Origin of the sequence: Flavobacterium sp., assembly GCF_034111225.1 — a bacterium.
GTDB lineage: Bacteria > Bacteroidota > Bacteroidia > Flavobacteriales > Flavobacteriaceae > Flavobacterium.
The window spans coordinates 102,221-117,332 of the sequence record NZ_JAWUXR010000006.1 but is presented as its reverse complement, the minus strand read 5'-3'; the positions used below and the strand labels follow the sequence as shown (position 1 = coordinate 117,332).

General features: G+C 29.1%; 19 protein-coding genes and 1 tRNA gene. 8 read left to right on the top strand and 12 right to left on the bottom strand.

What is annotated here, in order from left to right:
• Positions 1-12 precede the first annotated feature (12 nt).
• The 3 genes from UXY25_RS02540 to UXY25_RS02530 are packed head-to-tail and all read right to left on the bottom strand — an operon-like array spanning position 13 to position 2,577.
• Positions 13-990 (bottom strand): MlaD family protein, encoded by a 978-nt coding sequence (locus UXY25_RS02540; protein ID WP_320814429.1) that lies wholly within the window; start codon positions 988-990, stop codon positions 13-15.
• 25 nt (positions 991-1,015) lie between these two features.
• Positions 1,016-1,792, bottom strand: a complete 777-nt coding sequence (locus tag UXY25_RS02535; protein ID WP_320814428.1) for an ABC transporter ATP-binding protein — start codon at positions 1,790-1,792, stop codon at positions 1,016-1,018.
• A gap of 11 nt (positions 1,793-1,803) precedes the next feature.
• The gene (locus UXY25_RS02530; RefSeq protein ID WP_320814659.1) at positions 1,804-2,577 is read right to left on the bottom strand and encodes an ABC transporter permease; all 774 of its coding nucleotides are present in this window, start codon (positions 2,575-2,577) and stop codon (positions 1,804-1,806) included.
• A 335-nt stretch (positions 2,578-2,912) separates the two neighbouring features.
• On the opposite strand from UXY25_RS02530, the gene UXY25_RS02525 reads away from it, so the two are divergent.
• Positions 2,913-4,256, top strand: coding sequence for a DEAD/DEAH box helicase (locus UXY25_RS02525; RefSeq protein WP_320814427.1), 1,344 nt, complete (start codon positions 2,913-2,915; stop codon positions 4,254-4,256).
• Positions 4,257-4,565: 309 nt separating this feature from the next.
• On the opposite strand, the gene UXY25_RS02520 is transcribed toward UXY25_RS02525, so the two are convergent.
• Both UXY25_RS02520 and UXY25_RS02515 read right to left on the bottom strand, forming a co-directional pair.
• Entirely contained in the window at positions 4,566-5,063 is a 498-nt protein-coding gene (locus UXY25_RS02520; RefSeq protein WP_320814426.1) for a PEGA domain-containing protein, read from the bottom strand.
• Between the two features lie 174 nt (positions 5,064-5,237).
• Positions 5,238-5,609: an arsenate reductase family protein gene (locus UXY25_RS02515; RefSeq protein ID WP_320814425.1), complete on the bottom strand. Its 372-nt coding sequence runs from the start codon at positions 5,607-5,609 to the stop codon at positions 5,238-5,240.
• A 203-nt stretch (positions 5,610-5,812) separates the two neighbouring features.
• Here UXY25_RS02515 and UXY25_RS02510 point away from each other — a divergent pair, with 203 nt between their 5' ends.
• From UXY25_RS02510 to UXY25_RS02500, 3 genes are read left to right on the top strand one after another with little or no spacing between them, the layout of a single operon-like run.
• Positions 5,813-6,067: a YtxH domain-containing protein gene (locus tag UXY25_RS02510; RefSeq protein WP_320814424.1), complete on the top strand. Its 255-nt coding sequence runs from the start codon at positions 5,813-5,815 to the stop codon at positions 6,065-6,067.
• 34 nt (positions 6,068-6,101) lie between these two features.
• On the top strand, positions 6,102-6,491 hold the full coding sequence (locus UXY25_RS02505; protein WP_320814423.1) for a hypothetical protein: 390 nt from the start codon (positions 6,102-6,104) through the stop codon (positions 6,489-6,491).
• Entirely contained in the window at positions 6,457-6,837 is a 381-nt protein-coding gene (locus UXY25_RS02500) for a hypothetical protein (RefSeq protein WP_320814422.1), read from the top strand. The genes UXY25_RS02505 and UXY25_RS02500 overlap by 35 nt, the downstream gene beginning before the upstream one ends.
• 43 nt (positions 6,838-6,880) lie before the next feature.
• Here the strand turns inward: UXY25_RS02500 and UXY25_RS02495 are convergent, their stop codons facing one another.
• Positions 6,881-7,678: a DUF1853 family protein gene (locus tag UXY25_RS02495; RefSeq protein ID WP_320814421.1), complete on the bottom strand. Its 798-nt coding sequence runs from the start codon at positions 7,676-7,678 to the stop codon at positions 6,881-6,883.
• 309 nt (positions 7,679-7,987) lie between these two features.
• Positions 7,988-8,061 (bottom strand) — tRNA-Met (locus UXY25_RS02490).
• A 149-nt stretch (positions 8,062-8,210) separates the two neighbouring features.
• Between UXY25_RS02490 and UXY25_RS02485 the strand changes: the two genes are divergently transcribed.
• On the top strand, positions 8,211-8,603 hold the full coding sequence (locus UXY25_RS02485; protein ID WP_320814420.1) for an START-like domain-containing protein: 393 nt from the start codon (positions 8,211-8,213) through the stop codon (positions 8,601-8,603).
• A 53-nt stretch (positions 8,604-8,656) separates the two neighbouring features.
• Positions 8,657-9,499, top strand: coding sequence for an aminotransferase class IV (locus tag UXY25_RS02480; RefSeq protein ID WP_320814419.1), 843 nt, complete (start codon positions 8,657-8,659; stop codon positions 9,497-9,499).
• Here UXY25_RS02480 and UXY25_RS02475 read toward each other — a convergent pair.
• The 5 genes from UXY25_RS02475 to UXY25_RS02455 all read right to left on the bottom strand — a co-directional run bounded on the left by UXY25_RS02475 (position 9,492) and on the right by UXY25_RS02455 (position 14,004).
• Positions 9,492-10,052 carry a YqgE/AlgH family protein gene (locus tag UXY25_RS02475; protein ID WP_320814418.1) on the bottom strand — a complete coding sequence of 187 codons (561 nt, stop codon included), beginning with the start codon at positions 10,050-10,052 and terminating at the stop codon, positions 9,492-9,494. The genes UXY25_RS02480 and UXY25_RS02475 overlap by 8 nt on opposite strands.
• A gap of 116 nt (positions 10,053-10,168) precedes the next feature.
• Positions 10,169-10,447, bottom strand: coding sequence for an HU family DNA-binding protein (locus tag UXY25_RS02470; RefSeq protein ID WP_320814417.1), 279 nt, complete (start codon positions 10,445-10,447; stop codon positions 10,169-10,171).
• A 175-nt stretch (positions 10,448-10,622) separates the two neighbouring features.
• Positions 10,623-11,570: a methionyl-tRNA formyltransferase gene (gene fmt / locus UXY25_RS02465; RefSeq protein WP_320814416.1), complete on the bottom strand. Its 948-nt coding sequence runs from the start codon at positions 11,568-11,570 to the stop codon at positions 10,623-10,625.
• Positions 11,570-13,456 (bottom strand): ATP-dependent DNA helicase RecQ, encoded by a 1,887-nt coding sequence (locus UXY25_RS02460; protein WP_320814415.1) that lies wholly within the window; start codon positions 13,454-13,456, stop codon positions 11,570-11,572. The genes fmt and UXY25_RS02460 overlap by 1 nt, the downstream gene beginning before the upstream one ends.
• Before the next feature lie 14 nt (positions 13,457-13,470).
• Positions 13,471-14,004: an ATP-binding protein gene (locus UXY25_RS02455; protein ID WP_320814414.1), complete on the bottom strand. Its 534-nt coding sequence runs from the start codon at positions 14,002-14,004 to the stop codon at positions 13,471-13,473.
• A gap of 129 nt (positions 14,005-14,133) precedes the next feature.
• Here UXY25_RS02455 and UXY25_RS02450 point away from each other — a divergent pair, with 129 nt between their 5' ends.
• Both UXY25_RS02450 and UXY25_RS02445 read left to right on the top strand, forming a co-directional pair.
• Complete coding sequence (locus tag UXY25_RS02450) at positions 14,134-14,418, top strand: DUF493 family protein (RefSeq protein WP_320814413.1); 285 nt, start codon at positions 14,134-14,136, stop codon at positions 14,416-14,418.
• Positions 14,419-14,422: 4 nt separating this feature from the next.
• On the top strand, positions 14,423-15,109 hold the full coding sequence (locus UXY25_RS02445) for a DUF4290 domain-containing protein (RefSeq protein WP_320814412.1): 687 nt from the start codon (positions 14,423-14,425) through the stop codon (positions 15,107-15,109).
• The last annotated feature ends 3 nt before the right edge of the window (positions 15,110-15,112 follow it).

The window sequence follows — 15,112 nt, the reverse complement described above, 5'->3', positions numbered from 1 at the left end:
TATGCTCAATTTTTATTTTCGTTTTTTTTCTTTCTGTTTTTCTAATTTTTTAAAATAACCTCTAATTAAAAAATTATGTTTTAAAGCTTCCATACTTTGATTAAATTTGTTTGTTCCTTCGTTTAAATTTTTAATTGTTTTATCAAGGTTTTTAACAAATTCTTCATCATTGGAAAGATAGTTGATAGCTCCTTTCCCATTTTTTACTTGGTCAATAGTTTTGTTCAGACTATCAACGGTTTTATTTATGTTTTGGCTGGTGATTTCTAAATTAGCTATAATGTTTCTCATTTTTTGAGCTTGAACAGTGTCATTAACTAACACTCCAGCTACACTATTGTCTAAATTTATTGCAGTAATTTTTGCGCTTAAACTGTTCATTGCTTTTGAAGCTTCAGTACTAGTTTTTTGTAAATTAATTATGGTGTTTTTAATGTTGTTTGAAATGATACTATCATTAATTAACATTCCTAAAGTACCTTTTTCATTATTGATGGCATTGGTTATTTTTAATAAATCTAATGTTAGTAAAGCTGCATTTTCATTTGTTACATTTAAAGTATTTAACATTTCATTAGTTCCTATTTTTGTGTAAGATTTAATAAAGTCTCTAGGATTTACATTTACAGCGTTTCCTTTACCTGGAATTATATTTACTATCATATTTCCTACTAAACCATCAGAACCTATTGTTGCAATAGCATCTTTTTTAATATGAAGCGACATTTTTTTATCAATCAATAAATCCACTTTAATTAAGGTGTCATTAATCATTGAAATTTCTTTTACAGTACCAACATTAATTCCAGAATAGCGAACATTATTTCCCTTTTGTAAACCATTTGTGTTTGTGAATTTAACACTGATAAGAATACTTTTTCCAAATATATTTTGACGTTCTCCAATAAGAAAAATCCCAGCAGTAAATAGAATTAATCCTGTTATAACAAATAGTCCTAGTTTAAATTTTTCGCCTGAAGTCTTTCTCATAATTTATTTAATTTCCTCCTAAATTTTATTTAAAAAAAGCTTTAACATTTTCGTCGGTTGATTTTTCTAACTCGTCATATTTACCTTCAATATAATTTACACCATTAATTAATAAAATCATTCGATTTGCAATTACTCGGGCGCAATCCACATCATGTGTAATTATTAAGGAAGAGGTCTTATATTGTTCTTGAATATTTTTTATGAGTTGAATGATTTCTTTAGATGTAATTGGATCTAAGCCACTTGTAGGTTCGTCATATAGAATTATTTTAGGTTTTAAAATTAGCGTTCTGGCTAATGCTACTCTACGTTTCATTCCGCCAGAAAGCTCAGATGGCATCAAATCTATAGCATGCAGTAATCCTACATTAGTAAGAGCTTCTTCTATAAGTGTAGTTGTACTCATTTTATTTCCAAAACGTTCTTTGTGGTGTCTTAAAGGGAATTCTAGATTTTCTCTTACAGTCATAGAATCATACAAGGCACTACCTTGAAATAAAAAGCCAATTTCATTTCGTATTACATCAAATTGGGTTTGGTTTAGTTCCATTATTTCCTGTCCCATTACTTTTATACTTCCCGAATCAGGTTCAATTAAACCTACCAAACATTTTATCATAACTGATTTACCAGAACCTGATTTCCCCATGATAACCAAGTTTTCCCCTTCATATAATTCCAAATTAAAACCATTTAACACTTGGTTTTCACCAAATCGTTTGTTCAAATTCTTAATAACTAAAACGGGGTTACTTTCTACTGTTTTGTTTTCATTTATGTTTACCTTTTTTTCTTGCATTTTTTATGTTTTTAGAGAAAAATATCAGTTACAAAAACTGCAATAAAATCAATAATAAATAATAACATTGATGTAAAAACAACTGCTGAATTTGCTGCTACGCCAACTCCTACTGTTCCTTTTTCACAATAATAACCTTTAAAACAACCAATTAGTCCAATTGCATAACCAAAAAAAAAGGTTTTAATGGTAGCAGGAATTAAATCACTAAATTCTAGTGCATTAAAAACTTTATTGAAATAAAGTAAAAAAGAAACATCTCCTTTTAAATTTTCAATAAGATAAGAGCCATACAATGCAAATGCATCTCCAAAAAAGACCAAAACCGGAAGCATAAGTGTCGTAGCTAAAATTCTAGTAACAACTAAATACTTAAAAGGATTTGTACCTGAAACTTCCATTGCATCAATTTGTTCTGTAACTCTCATAGAACCTAGTTCAGCACCAATTCCAGAACCAATTCTACCTGCACAAATTAGGGCTGTAATAATAGGGCCAATTTCTCTAATGATAGAAATGCTTACCATTGAAGGCATCCACGACTCTGCTCCAAATTGCTCTAATGTAGGTCGTGTTTGTAAGGTAAGCACTAATCCAATGATGAAGCCTGTTATAATAACTAGTACTAAAGATTTGTTACCCATATTATAACATTGTCTTAACAACTCTTTAAATTCAAATGGTTTACTAAAAAGTTCTTTAAAAAACCTATTAGAAAAATAAGTAAGCTCCCCAATTTCTACAAAGAAGTTTTTTATTTTAAGGTTTGTTTTAAAGACTTGCATCATAAATAAAATAAGAGACTAATGTTATTGTAAAAAGATTTGGTAATGATAATCTTATAAAGTTAAGGAATTATGAGTGAATATTTTGTAATTTTAGATTAATGTTTTTTTAAACTTGACTTTTAAAAATAAAGACTAATAAAAGTATTAATAAAAGCTATTGCTATGTTTTATAACTTGTTAAGCCTTGTGTATAAAGGAGGTGTACTTCTTTAAAAATAGGAAATATTATTAATTTAAGCTATTTTTGTAAAAATTTGAGAATTGTAAAAGATTAAAGGAATTGTTCCATTTAACTTATTATTCACTATCAAAAATAATAAATCCATAAAAAGATGTCAAATCAATTTTCCAAATTAGGAATTGCTGCACCAATACTAAAAAGCTTAACAGATTTAGAAATCTCTGTTCCAACAGAGATTCAAGAAAAAGCAATACCTGTTTTATTAACTAAAACGGATGATTTTGTGGGTTTAGCAAAAACCGGAACCGGAAAAACTGCAGCTTTTGGATTGCCTTTATTACAATTAATTGATACTGAAAACAAAAATATACAAGCTGTAATCTTAGTTCCAACAAGGGAATTAGGACATCAAATTTTTAGTAATATGGAAGCATTTGCTAAATATTTGCCTGAAGTTTCTATTGCAGCAAGTTGTGGAGGAATTCCTATTAAACCACAAATGGAGCGTTTGTCAAAACCTACGCACATTGTAATTGCTACTCCAGGTCGTTTAATTGATTTAATTAAGCGAAATGCAATTAATATTAAAGAGGCAAAGTATTTAGTATTAGATGAAGCAGATGAAATGGTTACAGCTCTTAAAGAGAGTTTAGAAGAAATTATAACAGAATTGCCAAAAAGCAGAAGGACTTTATTGTTTTCTGCAACAATGCCTGGAACGATTAAGCAACTAATCCAAAACTACATGTCTAAGCACGTTACACAAGTAAGTGCTAGTATGGAGGTTGTTGGTAATAATAGTATCGACCATCAATATGTAGTGGTAGACCCAATTGAGAAATTAGATGTTTTAATGCATTTTCTAACATCAAAAGAAGGGGAACGCGGAATTATTTTTTGTAAAACAAAAGCAGCCGTTAATAAACTAGCTAAGAATTTGGCTATAAATCGTTTCTCTTCAGGAGCTTTGCATGGAAGTTTAACACAACCTATTCGTGATCGTATAATGGAGCAGTTTCGTGAAGGACATATTAATATTTTAGTAGCTACAGATTTAGCTGCAAGAGGAATTGATGTGAAAGAGATTTCGTATGTGGTTAATTACCATTTGCCAGATGTTTATGAAGCGTATGTGCATAGAAGTGGAAGAACTGCTAGAGCAGGAGCAAACGGGCTTTCATTGACAGTTTTACAAAAAGAAGAAAAGTTCGAATTAGTAGAGTTTGAGAATGAATTGGGTATAAAATTTACCGAATTTAAAAAACCAGATACAGTAAGTATTGAAGATAATAATTCGCTTTTATGGGCGAAGCAAATTTTTAAAACGAAACCAAATAATGAAGTTTCTCTAGTTTTAAAAGAGAAAATAAAGACTATTTTTCATCATTTAACGAAAGACGAATTGATTGAAAAGATGTTAGCTAGTTACATAAATAACAAAAAGGAACTTGTTTTAAAAGCCAAGCCTATTGTTAAAAAGAAAAAGAATAAATAATATAGGTAATACTTTAAAGTTAGTATTAAAAAGGAACGCGATATTGCGTTCCTTTTTATGTTATATAATTGCTTAAAATAAGTAAAACAGTAAAAAAATGATACTTCCCGTATAAAATTAGTAAAAAGAGGTTTTTAACAACCATTCAACTATATTAAAATAAATGACAATTAAGGAATATCAAATTTGACAAATTGTTTTTATTCTTCAAAACTCCAATTTGGAAGAATTTTATTTATACAATACATTTATTGGTAATGCATCAAAGTTAGTGATTCTAGTATTGCCTAAATTATAAATTATAATCAATTATTCAATTGTAACTAAATGTTTGTTCCATTCAGTTGGAATTTCATTAATTGAATACACTTTAAATCCGTCTTTTTCAATATTTACAGTTGACCTGCTTAATGTTTCGTTTAAAAATTCAGTATCTAATTTATACATTGCTCCAGTTGCAGGGTCAATAATTAGCATTCCTATAAGTCCACCAAGAAGTATGTTTCCAAAATACCAACCATCTAATTTAAAATATACAGGAACAGTTTTCGATTCATAACCATCTTTAGTGAATTTTACTTGATACTGAGCTTTACCAAAAAAGCCAGATCCTGATTTTAATTCTAAAGTTGCTGGTGTATTTCCAGAATAAACTTCTACTCCTTTTTTGTTAGTAATTAAGATTTTTGCTTCTGAAGGAGAGCTGTTGATAGAGATAGGGTAGTTGCTCTTACTGACAATACTTGCGCAACTTGATAATAAAAGAAAGCTAATTGCTAAACCTAAACTTGTGATTTTTTTCACCATAATAATAAATGTTTTTTGTAGTATTAATCTGCAAAATTACATTTTATTTAATTCGGTTGTTTGTGGTAAACCACATTTTCGCAATTTTTTTATTAAATTTTAGATTGGTTAGCATAAATGCAATAAAAAAACACAAGCTTTAATTACTTGTGTTTACAGCTTTTTTTATATGCTTTACTTAACAAAATAAAGCATTTCTTGTGGGTTACTCATCATGATTATTTTTTGACCCTTCATAACAATAGGTGCTTTTAATATGCTAGGATTATGTACTAATAATTTTAACCAATCATCGTCTGATAGTTGATCCATACGTCCAAATTTTTGCAAAAAGTTAGCTCCCTCAGTATTCACTAAATCGCGTATATTAATCCCCATTCTAAACGCTAATTCAGCCCAATGCGTAGTGGTTAATTTCATATGTGCTAAATCTATGTCGTGAATAGGTATGTTTTCGATTTGAGCATAAGCTAAAATCTGCCGACCAATGTGTTCTTCGGAATTATAAATCAGCGTTATTTCTTTATCAGTGTTAGCAAATGTCATAACATTTATTTCTTATGAAGATAAGAATAATAAATCATTTAAAAAAAATAATCAGAATTAGTTTTACATCTCGTTTAGATCCCTATTTATGTTTACTCATTAAAAACTATGATTTATGGTATTTTTTTTGTAACTTCAGAGAAGGGAATAAAAACAAGTTTTCCCCATTTTATTAACCAATATTAATTTAAAACAATAGTATTATGAAATCAAAAAATGTAATTTTAGGAGTCTTAGGAGGACTAGCGGCAGGAGCCGTATTGGGAATTTTGTTTGCGCCTGATAAAGGAGTAAACACAAGAAAAAAAATCTCAAAAAAAACAGATGAGCTAAAAGAGAATGTTCAAGATAGTTTAAATGAATTAGTGTCAAGCATTGAAGATAAATATAAAAGTTTAACTTCAAACACAGAGACAAGTTCTTTGAATTCTAAAGAAAAGCTTGAGAAAAGTAAATAGAATCATTTAAATTAATTTTACTACCTCTGACATAATGGAAAATATTGCAACAAACATTGATAAACTTTATCAAAAGGCAGAACAGTATTCTAAAACAACTTTAGAATTAGTCAAATTAAAAACCATTGATAAAACTACGGATATTATATCTTCACTTGCAGTATCATTGATAATGATAATAATTGCTGCAATATTTACTATGTTTATAAACATAGGAATTGCCCTTTGGTTAGGCGATGTTTTTAACAACATGGCAATGGGCTTTTTTGTGATTTCTGGATTTTATCTCATCGTTGGAATCATTGTTTATTTAAACAAAGATTACTTTATCAAAACGCCCGTAAATAATTTAGTAATTAAGAAGCTATTGGAGTCAAAAACAAGTGAAAATGACACCGATATTAATACGAATGGATATGAGTAAAAAAAACCAATCAGTATTGCTTTATGAAAAAATAGCAATACTAGAAGGAAAAAGAAAACTAGAATTAGTAGCATTACAAGAGCAATATGCATGTCTTATAGATAGTGCAAGACCTTCTAATCTATTAAAACAAAGTTTTTTTGAGGTTTACCATAATACCACTTTAAATAAAAAAGCAATTATAAGCACTATAACCAGTTTTGTAGTTGGTTACTTTTCTAAAAAAATTATCATAGGAAAGTCTAAAAATCCTAGAAAAAAACTAATCGGAGACCTTTTACAGTTCGCTGTTCCACTAGTAGTGAATAAATTCAATAACTCAGATGTTGAAGAAGAAGACTTGTAGTGACTACATCTGTTTTTTTCTGTAATCAAATCTTTCCCTAAATCTACCACCAAACAATAAAAAAAGAAAAATATGAATTTTTATATTTTTGCCAACATAATATGGCTTGTTTTTCTTTGATACTTGTGCTAATGTGTTTTTCTATTCCATTAAAGTCTGTCCAAATTTTATTTTCGGATGGTTCCATTCCCCATTCCTTTTTTGAAGGTATATAGTAGGTTTTCCCTGGATTATCATGGCTAATAAATGTTTCAATATTTAAATAGTAGCCTTTTATGGCTTTTTCATAGATAGGATTAAAACTTGCTTTGTGTTCATAAGGAATAAACAATGAAACTAATAAACATAACGCTTGAGAAACTCCGTCAATTTCTATAGTATCAAATTGTGGTTTAGCACAGTTATGGTATAGTAAAGGAAATTGTTTTGTTTTTAATTTTTCTAATTTCTCTTTTAAAGAATCATTCCTATTTGGTCCAATCCAATTATTTAAAGGTTCCGAAGAAATGTTTGGGTCAAATAAATAAAACTTGTAGGCTAACTCGATATGGGTTATTTGCTTTGTGATTTTATTTTCAATAATAAAATCAATTTCGCCTATAGTTTTTTTGTCTTCAATTATCTGAACATTTTCATATAACACTTTAAAGTTGGTAGATGATTTAATTAATTCAGAAACAACTTTTTCAGCCAAATGGCCCAATCTTACATTAGTTGGTAGTTGAAAATCGAGATCAGTTGCAAGGTTTAATGCTGATAAATCAAAAGTTTGAAAACCAGTAATTGGAAAGTCTAGACTATTTGCTTCTAATATTGATGCTATCCTTAACTTAGTTTTCATTTTTAATATTTTTCCATATAAGTATCTCTCGAAATTCTTAACTCTTTTTTTTGCGGCAAGTTAACAATATTCACGTTTTGAAGTTAAAAGAAGTTACTTAGAGCTAAAACCACAAACCCATATTTTTTTTAAATCATTTTTAATCATTCTCTGTTAAGATTTTAGTCACAGAAAATTTACTTTTGATCATTCTTTTTTTGAATGAATTATTACCTAAATCGTGTACTGTTTGTAAAACTAAAAAATATTTAGACATAAAAAAACGGTTTAGAGTACACTAAACCGTTGATTTGCAAAAGATTTGCCTTGTAGCGAAACCGAGATTTGAACTCGGGACCTCAGGGTTATGAATCCTGCGCTCTAACCAACTGAGCTATCTCGCCATTATGTTGCACTAAGTATCTCTCTCAATGCGGGTGCAAATATAAAACTATTTCTATTTTAAACAAACATTCTTTTTAAAAAAAAATAGTCTTTTTTGTTTTTGTATTTTCAATTTAATTTCTATATTTCCAAAATAAATGAATATACAATGAGTGATAAAATAAGATACGAATTAGAATTCCCAATACACGCCTCAACCTCAATGCTTTATAATTACATATCAACTCCGTCTGGTTTATCAGAGTGGTTTGCAGATAACGTAAATTCTCGTGGAGAGTTTTTTACATTTATTTGGAATGATTCTGAAGAAAAGGCTAAGTTGATTTCTAAGCGTACAGGTGAGAGAATTAAATTCAGATGGCTTGATGAAGATGGAAGTGATAGTGAGTATTTTTTTGAGATTAAAATTGAAGAAGATGAAATCACTAAAGATGTTTCTATTGTTATAATTGATTTTGCTGAAGAAGATGAAGTTGAAGAATCTAAATTATTATGGGAAAATCAAATATCTGACTTAAAACAAGTATTAGGTTCAGTTTAATAAAACCAATTAATAACTTATATTTGTCCCGCATTAAAAGCGGGACTTTTTTTATGGTAAATTTTAACGGTACAATACAAGATTCAAGTAATTTATTGATTGAAAACAATAGGGGTTTCTTGTTTGGAGACAGTGTTTTTGAGACTATGAAAGTGGTCAATAACAAAGTGTTATTTTTAGAAGATCATTATTTTAGATTAATGGCTTCTATGCGTATTTGTAGAATGGAAATTCCTATGGATTTTACAATGGAATATTTTGAAAATCAAGTGTTAAATCTTCTGAATTCATCAACTAATATTGATAATGACTGTAGAGTAAGGTTTTCGGTATTTAGATCGGGAGATGGTTTTTATTTGCCAAAAACAAATGAAACGGAGTTTGTCATTACTATTTCAAAATTAGAAAATGCAATGTATTCAACCAATAATTCTGCTTATGAAGTGGAATTGTTTAAGGATTCTTATGTAACTAAACAATTGATGTCTACTTTGAAGTCCAATAATAAAATGGTTCAAATAACAGGGAGTATTTTTGCTAATGAGAACGGATACGATAATTGTTTGCTTTTAAATGACGATAAAAATGTTATTGAAGCTTTACAAGGTAATATTTTCATGCTTTTAAATGGTGAATTGATAACGCCACCATTATCTGATGGTTGTTTGAATGGTATTATGAGAAAGCAAATTATTGAAATTGCTTCAAAAATGGAAGATGTAAAGCTTGTTGAAAAGTCAATTTCTCCTTTTGATTTACAAAAAGCTGACGAATTGTTTATAACGAATGTTATTATGGGTGTTCAATCGATTTCTAAGTACCGTAAAAAAGAGTTTACATCATTAACAGCCGCTAAGTTAATAACAAGGTTAAATGCTAAAATAAGGCTTAATTAAGGTTTGGGTCTTCAGGAGCATTTGAATATAAGATATAATCACCGCCTTGTTCTTTTATTTTTTCTTTCCAAAAATCTTGAGTTGATTTTGCAATTACCTTACTTTTAAGATCATTCTGTATAATTATCCATGAATTTTCTTTAAGTTCTCGGTCTAATTGTCTTTTATCCCAGCCACTATATCCTAAAAAGAACCTAATGTTCTTTTTAGAAATTTTTTCTTGATTAATTAAGTTTTTTGCAGTTTCAAAATCTCCCCCCCAAAAAATTCCATCAGCAATTTCTATGCTTCCAGAGATTAGTTCAGGTACATTATGAATAAAATATACGTTATCTTGTTCAACAGGGCCTCCATTGTATATTTTAAAAGGAATTTTAATCTCAGGAATTAAATCGCTGACCTTAAATCTTAAAGGCTTGTTCAAAATGAAACCTACAGAGCCATCTTTGTTGTGTTCAGTCAATAAAATTACTGAGCGATTAAATGAATTATCACCAATATTTGTAGGTTCAGCTATAAGTAAATGTCCTTTTTTTGGTAAAACTGAAATCATAGTCGCAGTATTTTTTATTAAAATTATCGAAAATTGTTTACAAAATCAAGAAAAAAAGGTTCAAATAAAAAAGTCCTGCATTTTGCAGGACTTTTTTCTATAAAAATAATAGTTAATTATTTGTTATTTACAGCTCCGTCTAAATCAGCACCAGCTTTAAATTTTACTACATTTTTAGCAGCGATTTTGATAGTTTTACCAGTTTGTGGGTTTCTACCATCTCTTGCAGCTCTGTTAGAAACTGACCAAGATCCAAAACCTACTAATGATACTCTTCCACCTTGTTTAAGTGTTCCACCTACGTTCTCTAAAAAAGACTCTAAAGCTAATTTAGCAGCTGCTTTTGTAATTCCAGCAGAAGCTGCCATTGCATCGATTAATTCTGATTTGTTCATAATAAAGTTATTTATATTTGGTTAAACTTATTTAATTCTTTACAAATTTAGTAGTATAACTGAATTACGCAAGTGTTTAGTGTGTTTTTAGGTTGAAATGTTAATAAAACAGGGTAAATGTTAATAACATTTATTGTTTTTTAATATTTTCCGTGAGTACTAGTGTTTTCAAGGGTTAGATTACTATTGCATTTTGAGACAATTGAACACCGTTTAATAATTCATGAGTTTTCATTTTTTTCTTTCCAGGAAGTTGCAATACTTTTATTGAAAGCATTCCATTTTTAACAGCAATTGTTAGCTCTTTTTTAGTGGTTATAACAGTTCCTATTTTATGTTCATGCTCTTCTTCTGAGAAGGATGATTCATATATTTTGATGTTCCATTCGTTATCATCGTCTTTTAAAATAGTCCATGAAGCCGGATAAGGCGATAAGCCTCTAATGTGGTTGTGAATTTCTTTGCCAGGCTTATCCCAGTCAATTTTACAATTGTCTTTATTTAATTTATATGCTGTTTTTGTAATTAAGCTATCATCTTGTTGCTTAGGTTTAGCATTTCCGTTTTCAATTATGTTTAAACTTTCTAAAACAGTAACGCATCCTAGTTCCATAAGTCTATCATGTAGTTCACCTGCAGTTTCATTTTGAGAAATTGGGGTTTCTGCTTGAAGAATCATTGCGCCAGTATCAATTTTGTCATCAATGAAAAATGTAGTTACTCCTGTTTTTTCTTCTCCATTTATAATTGCCCAGTTAATTGGTGCTGCTCCTCTGTATTGAGGAAGTAATGATGCATGAAGGTTAAATGTCCCTAGTTTTGGCATTTTCCAAACTATTTCAGGTAGCATTCTAAATGCCACAACTACAAATAAATTTGCATTAAGCGATTGAAGTTCTTCAATGAAAGCTTCATCTTTAAGGTTTACAGGTTGTAGAAGCCTAAGGTTGTTTGCTACAGCATAATCTTTCACAGCGCTTGTACTTACTTTTTGTCCTCTCCCAGCAGGTTTGTCGGCAGCGGTTATTACACCAACAACTTCAAATTTATTTTGACAAATAGTATTTAAAATTCCTACTGCAAACTCTGGAGTTCCCATGAATACAATTTTTAACTTTTCCATTATATAAGCGTGTATTGATTTATTTTGTTGATTTTAATTTTTTCTGATTCTAATAAAACCTGAATGGCATTTAAGATTTCCTTTGTTGAAAATGATAATTGGTTTTCAATTTCACGAGAAGAAATAGGAGTTTTTTGAATGAGCTCTATAATTTGTTGCTGAATTAAATTTATGTCACTTTTTTTTAAAGACATACAATAAGAGCACATTGCACAATTTTCATTAGTCTTTTCATCAAAATAATTTAAGATGAAATTGGTTTTGCATTGCTCATTATTAATATAGTGAATAACTTCCTTAAATTGATTTATTTTTAGGTTATTTTGATTTTCTAGATATTTAGAAACTCTATTAATAGTTAAATCGTCTTCTCTTATTTCATTAAATGTAATACTACTGTCATTATTTAATTTAGAAATAATAATACAGCCATTTTGCTCTAAGTTTTCTAAAGTTTTTAGCACTTCTTTTTCAGTAACACTTGATTTTTTGGCAATTAAAACAGTATTAATAGTTGTTTCAATATCAAAAATACCAGTGTATGTTCGAAGTATATTAGTAATTATTTCTTCTTCATTTCTGTGAAGGCTCATGTATCTAATTACTTCTTTACTTTCTAGTATAAATTGAATGCTTGTTTTTTCTGTAAATTCGGAATTAAGTGTAATAATGCTTTGTCGATCTAAAAACTGTAAAGAATTATAAGTTTTCATTACTGGTAACTTGTATTGATTGCAAAACTGATTCAAATTAAATGAAAATTTTGAATTAAAACCTTCTCCATAGGCTATTTGAAAATAACTATTTAATTTATGGTAAACGTCTTTTAAATAATTCTTATTTGGTAAAACCTCTATGAATTGATTTTTTGCAGTTTCAATATCGCCAGGACTTGTAATCAATATTGCAAATGCCTTTTCTTCATTTCTTCCTGCTCTTCCTGCTTCTTGGTAATAATTTTCAATATTCTCAGGTAATTGAATGTGAATAACGGTTTTGACATCGGGTTTGTCAATCCCCATTCCAAAAGCATTGGTAGCAACCATAATTTGGCATTCATTATTCATCCATTTTTTCATGTTTGAGTTTTTATCTTTTACAGACAATCCTCCATGATAAAACGTACTTGAATAACCAAGTTTGTTTAAGTTTTCTGATGTTTCAATACAAGATCTTCTATTTCGAACATAAATAATAGAAGATTGTTTATTCTTGTTTAGTATTTGTTCAATTTTATGAAGTTTGTCTTCTGTTAAAACGACATGATAAGCAAGGTTATCTCTTTTAAAAGAACTTGTAAAAATAGTAGTGTTATCTAGTTTTAAATTCTCAATAATATCTTTTTGAACTCTTGAGGTAGCAGAAGCTGTTAGCGCTATAAATGGTGTTTTACTAAAATGCTCTTTTAAGACATTTATCTTAAGATAAGCTGGTCTAAAATCATGTCCCCATTGACTTACACAATGTGCTTCGTCAATAGCTATTAAATTTATTGGCAACCTTTTTATTCTTTCTAAGATCCAATCTTGCTGAATTCTTTCAGGAGATAAATACAAGAATTTATAGTTTCCAAATTCGCAATTGTCAAGTAAGTCACTTGTTTCGCTCTGTGAAATTCCGCCTAATAATGCAATGGATTTAATGTTCTTTTTTTCTAAATTTTCAACTTGATCTTTGATTAATGCAATTAGAGGTGAAATTACCAAACAAATACCATTAAGCATCATTCCGGGAACTTGAAAACAAATTGATTTTCCACCTCCGGTTGGTAAAAGTGCAAGCGTATCTTTACCTTCTAAAACATTTTGAATAATCTGTTCTTGAGGTTGTCTAAACTTTTCGTGTTTCCAATGTTTTTGGAGTATTAATAAGGCTTCATTTGACATTAACGTAGCGGTAATTAAATTCGTTCAAGAATATAAGCGGCTCTTTTTTCAACAGTGTCTTTTGGAACTTCTGTAATTTGATAGCCGAAATTCTCATAAGTTTTCACCAAATGATTGTGAATTTCTAGGGCTTGTTCAAATGATTCATATCGCTCTTCGTCACTAGTGTAAATTTCTTTCCATGGCGGAAGCATAAAAACATTTGTGTATTTATGATTAGCACATGTTTCTGTAAAAACCGCAGGATAAGAATCGCCAATAAAGTCCATGTAAGCAACTACATCTGGCAAACCTCTATCAATAAAAATGATATTTGATGGATGATTTTGAGCATCAATATATTGTTTTTTTCTTCCTTCTAAAAGTAATTCACTAAAAAGCATTGGGTTCTCAAGAAACAATTGGTCTATGCCATCTTCTTGTGCCTTTTTTATGATTTCTCTTGATATTTCAGGGAAACAAGTATGTCCGTTTTTTGTCAACTCATTTATTAAAGTTGATTTTCCAGAACTTGGCCCGCCTATTAAAACTATAATTTCATTTTTCATTCTAAACTAAATATAAAACGCAAAAGTAAGTTTTTTTTAAAAATGAGCCGTATTTTATCTATATTAAGCATTTTCAAAATAGTATTTATTAACATAAAAAAGTATATTTGCTACTTTAAAGACAGGAAGATGGATAAGAAAACAGAAGAGTTTTATGTAAGGTTAAAAGACGAGTTAACGAATACTTCTATTTGGCCTTCAGAATATTTATACAAATTTATCGTACCTTCAGATAAACAAAAAGTAGAAACAATTGAAGAAGCTTTTAACAACATGGGAGCGGTAATAAAAAGTAAAAAATCTAAAACAGGAAAATACGCAAGTATTTCTATTAGTGTTCAAATGAAAAACCCTGAACATGTTATCGAGAAATATCAAGAATTATCTACAATTGAAGGAATAATTTCATTATAAAAATATGAATTTTAAAGCAGAACAGGCAGTTAGTAATTTAGAATATAATTCTTTAAGATCTGATTTAATAATACCAGAGTATGGAAGACATTTGCAAAAATTAGTTGACCAAATGGTTGTTATTGAAGATAGAGATAGAAGGAATAAAGCAGCTAATTACATTATTTCGGTAATGGGCACATTAAATCCTCACCTTAGAGATGTTGCTGACTTTCAACATAAATTATGGGATCAGTTATTTATTATGGCCGATTTTAATTTAGATGTTGATTCTCCATATCCTATTCCTTCAAGAGAATTGTTGACCAAAAGACCAGATAAATTGGCTTATCCTCAAAACTTTCCGAAGTACCGTTATTATGGAAACAATATCAAGTACATGATTGATGTCGCTAATAAATGGGAAGAAGGAGAACTTAAAAATGCATTAGTATTAGTTATCGCTAATCATATGAAAAAAAGCTATTTAAGTTGGAACAAAGATACTGTTGAAGATGAGGCTATTTTTAAACACTTATTAGAGCTTTCAGGCGGTAAGATAAATTTAGCGAAGTCTAATGAAGAACTTTCACAAACGCATAATTTGATGAAAGTGAATAAAAAAATGTCAAACAAGTCAAATTATGGATCTTCAACTAAAACTATCCATAAAAAGAAAGTGGTAAATCCAAAAAATATTAAACGTAAATAATAC

Bases quoted from the DNA above. Each gene is read 5' to 3' on its own strand.
- UXY25_RS02530 (WP_320814659.1), bottom strand. From the start codon at position 2,577: ATGCAAGTCTTTAAAACAAACCTTAAAATAAAAAACTTCTTTGTAGAA.
- UXY25_RS02450 (WP_320814413.1), top strand. From the start codon at position 14,134: ATGGATAAGAAAACAGAAGAGTTTTATGTAAGGTTAAAAGACGAGTTA.
- fmt (WP_320814416.1), bottom strand. From the start codon at position 11,570: ATGGAAAAGTTAAAAATTGTATTCATGGGAACTCCAGAGTTTGCAGTA.
- UXY25_RS02460 (WP_320814415.1), bottom strand. From the start codon at position 13,456: ATGTCAAATGAAGCCTTATTAATACTCCAAAAACATTGGAAACACGAA.
- UXY25_RS02505 (WP_320814423.1), top strand. From the start codon at position 6,102: ATGGAAAATATTGCAACAAACATTGATAAACTTTATCAAAAGGCAGAA.
- UXY25_RS02445 (WP_320814412.1), top strand. From the start codon at position 14,423: ATGAATTTTAAAGCAGAACAGGCAGTTAGTAATTTAGAATATAATTCT.
- UXY25_RS02500 (WP_320814422.1), top strand. From the start codon at position 6,457: ATGACACCGATATTAATACGAATGGATATGAGTAAAAAAAACCAATCA.
- UXY25_RS02510 (WP_320814424.1), top strand. From the start codon at position 5,813: ATGAAATCAAAAAATGTAATTTTAGGAGTCTTAGGAGGACTAGCGGCA.
- UXY25_RS02495 (WP_320814421.1), bottom strand. From the start codon at position 7,678: ATGAAAACTAAGTTAAGGATAGCATCAATATTAGAAGCAAATAGTCTA.
- UXY25_RS02455 (WP_320814414.1), bottom strand. From the start codon at position 14,004: ATGAAAAATGAAATTATAGTTTTAATAGGCGGGCCAAGTTCTGGAAAA.
- UXY25_RS02485 (WP_320814420.1), top strand. From the start codon at position 8,211: ATGAGTGATAAAATAAGATACGAATTAGAATTCCCAATACACGCCTCA.
- UXY25_RS02520 (WP_320814426.1), bottom strand. From the start codon at position 5,063: ATGGTGAAAAAAATCACAAGTTTAGGTTTAGCAATTAGCTTTCTTTTA.
- UXY25_RS02515 (WP_320814425.1), bottom strand. From the start codon at position 5,609: ATGACATTTGCTAACACTGATAAAGAAATAACGCTGATTTATAATTCC.
- UXY25_RS02470 (WP_320814417.1), bottom strand. From the start codon at position 10,447: ATGAACAAATCAGAATTAATCGATGCAATGGCAGCTTCTGCTGGAATT.
- UXY25_RS02480 (WP_320814419.1), top strand. From the start codon at position 8,657: ATGGTAAATTTTAACGGTACAATACAAGATTCAAGTAATTTATTGATT.
- UXY25_RS02475 (WP_320814418.1), bottom strand. From the start codon at position 10,052: ATGATTTCAGTTTTACCAAAAAAAGGACATTTACTTATAGCTGAACCT.
- UXY25_RS02540 (WP_320814429.1), bottom strand. From the start codon at position 990: ATGAGAAAGACTTCAGGCGAAAAATTTAAACTAGGACTATTTGTTATA.
- UXY25_RS02525 (WP_320814427.1), top strand. From the start codon at position 2,913: ATGTCAAATCAATTTTCCAAATTAGGAATTGCTGCACCAATACTAAAA.
- UXY25_RS02535 (WP_320814428.1), bottom strand. From the start codon at position 1,792: ATGCAAGAAAAAAAGGTAAACATAAATGAAAACAAAACAGTAGAAAGT.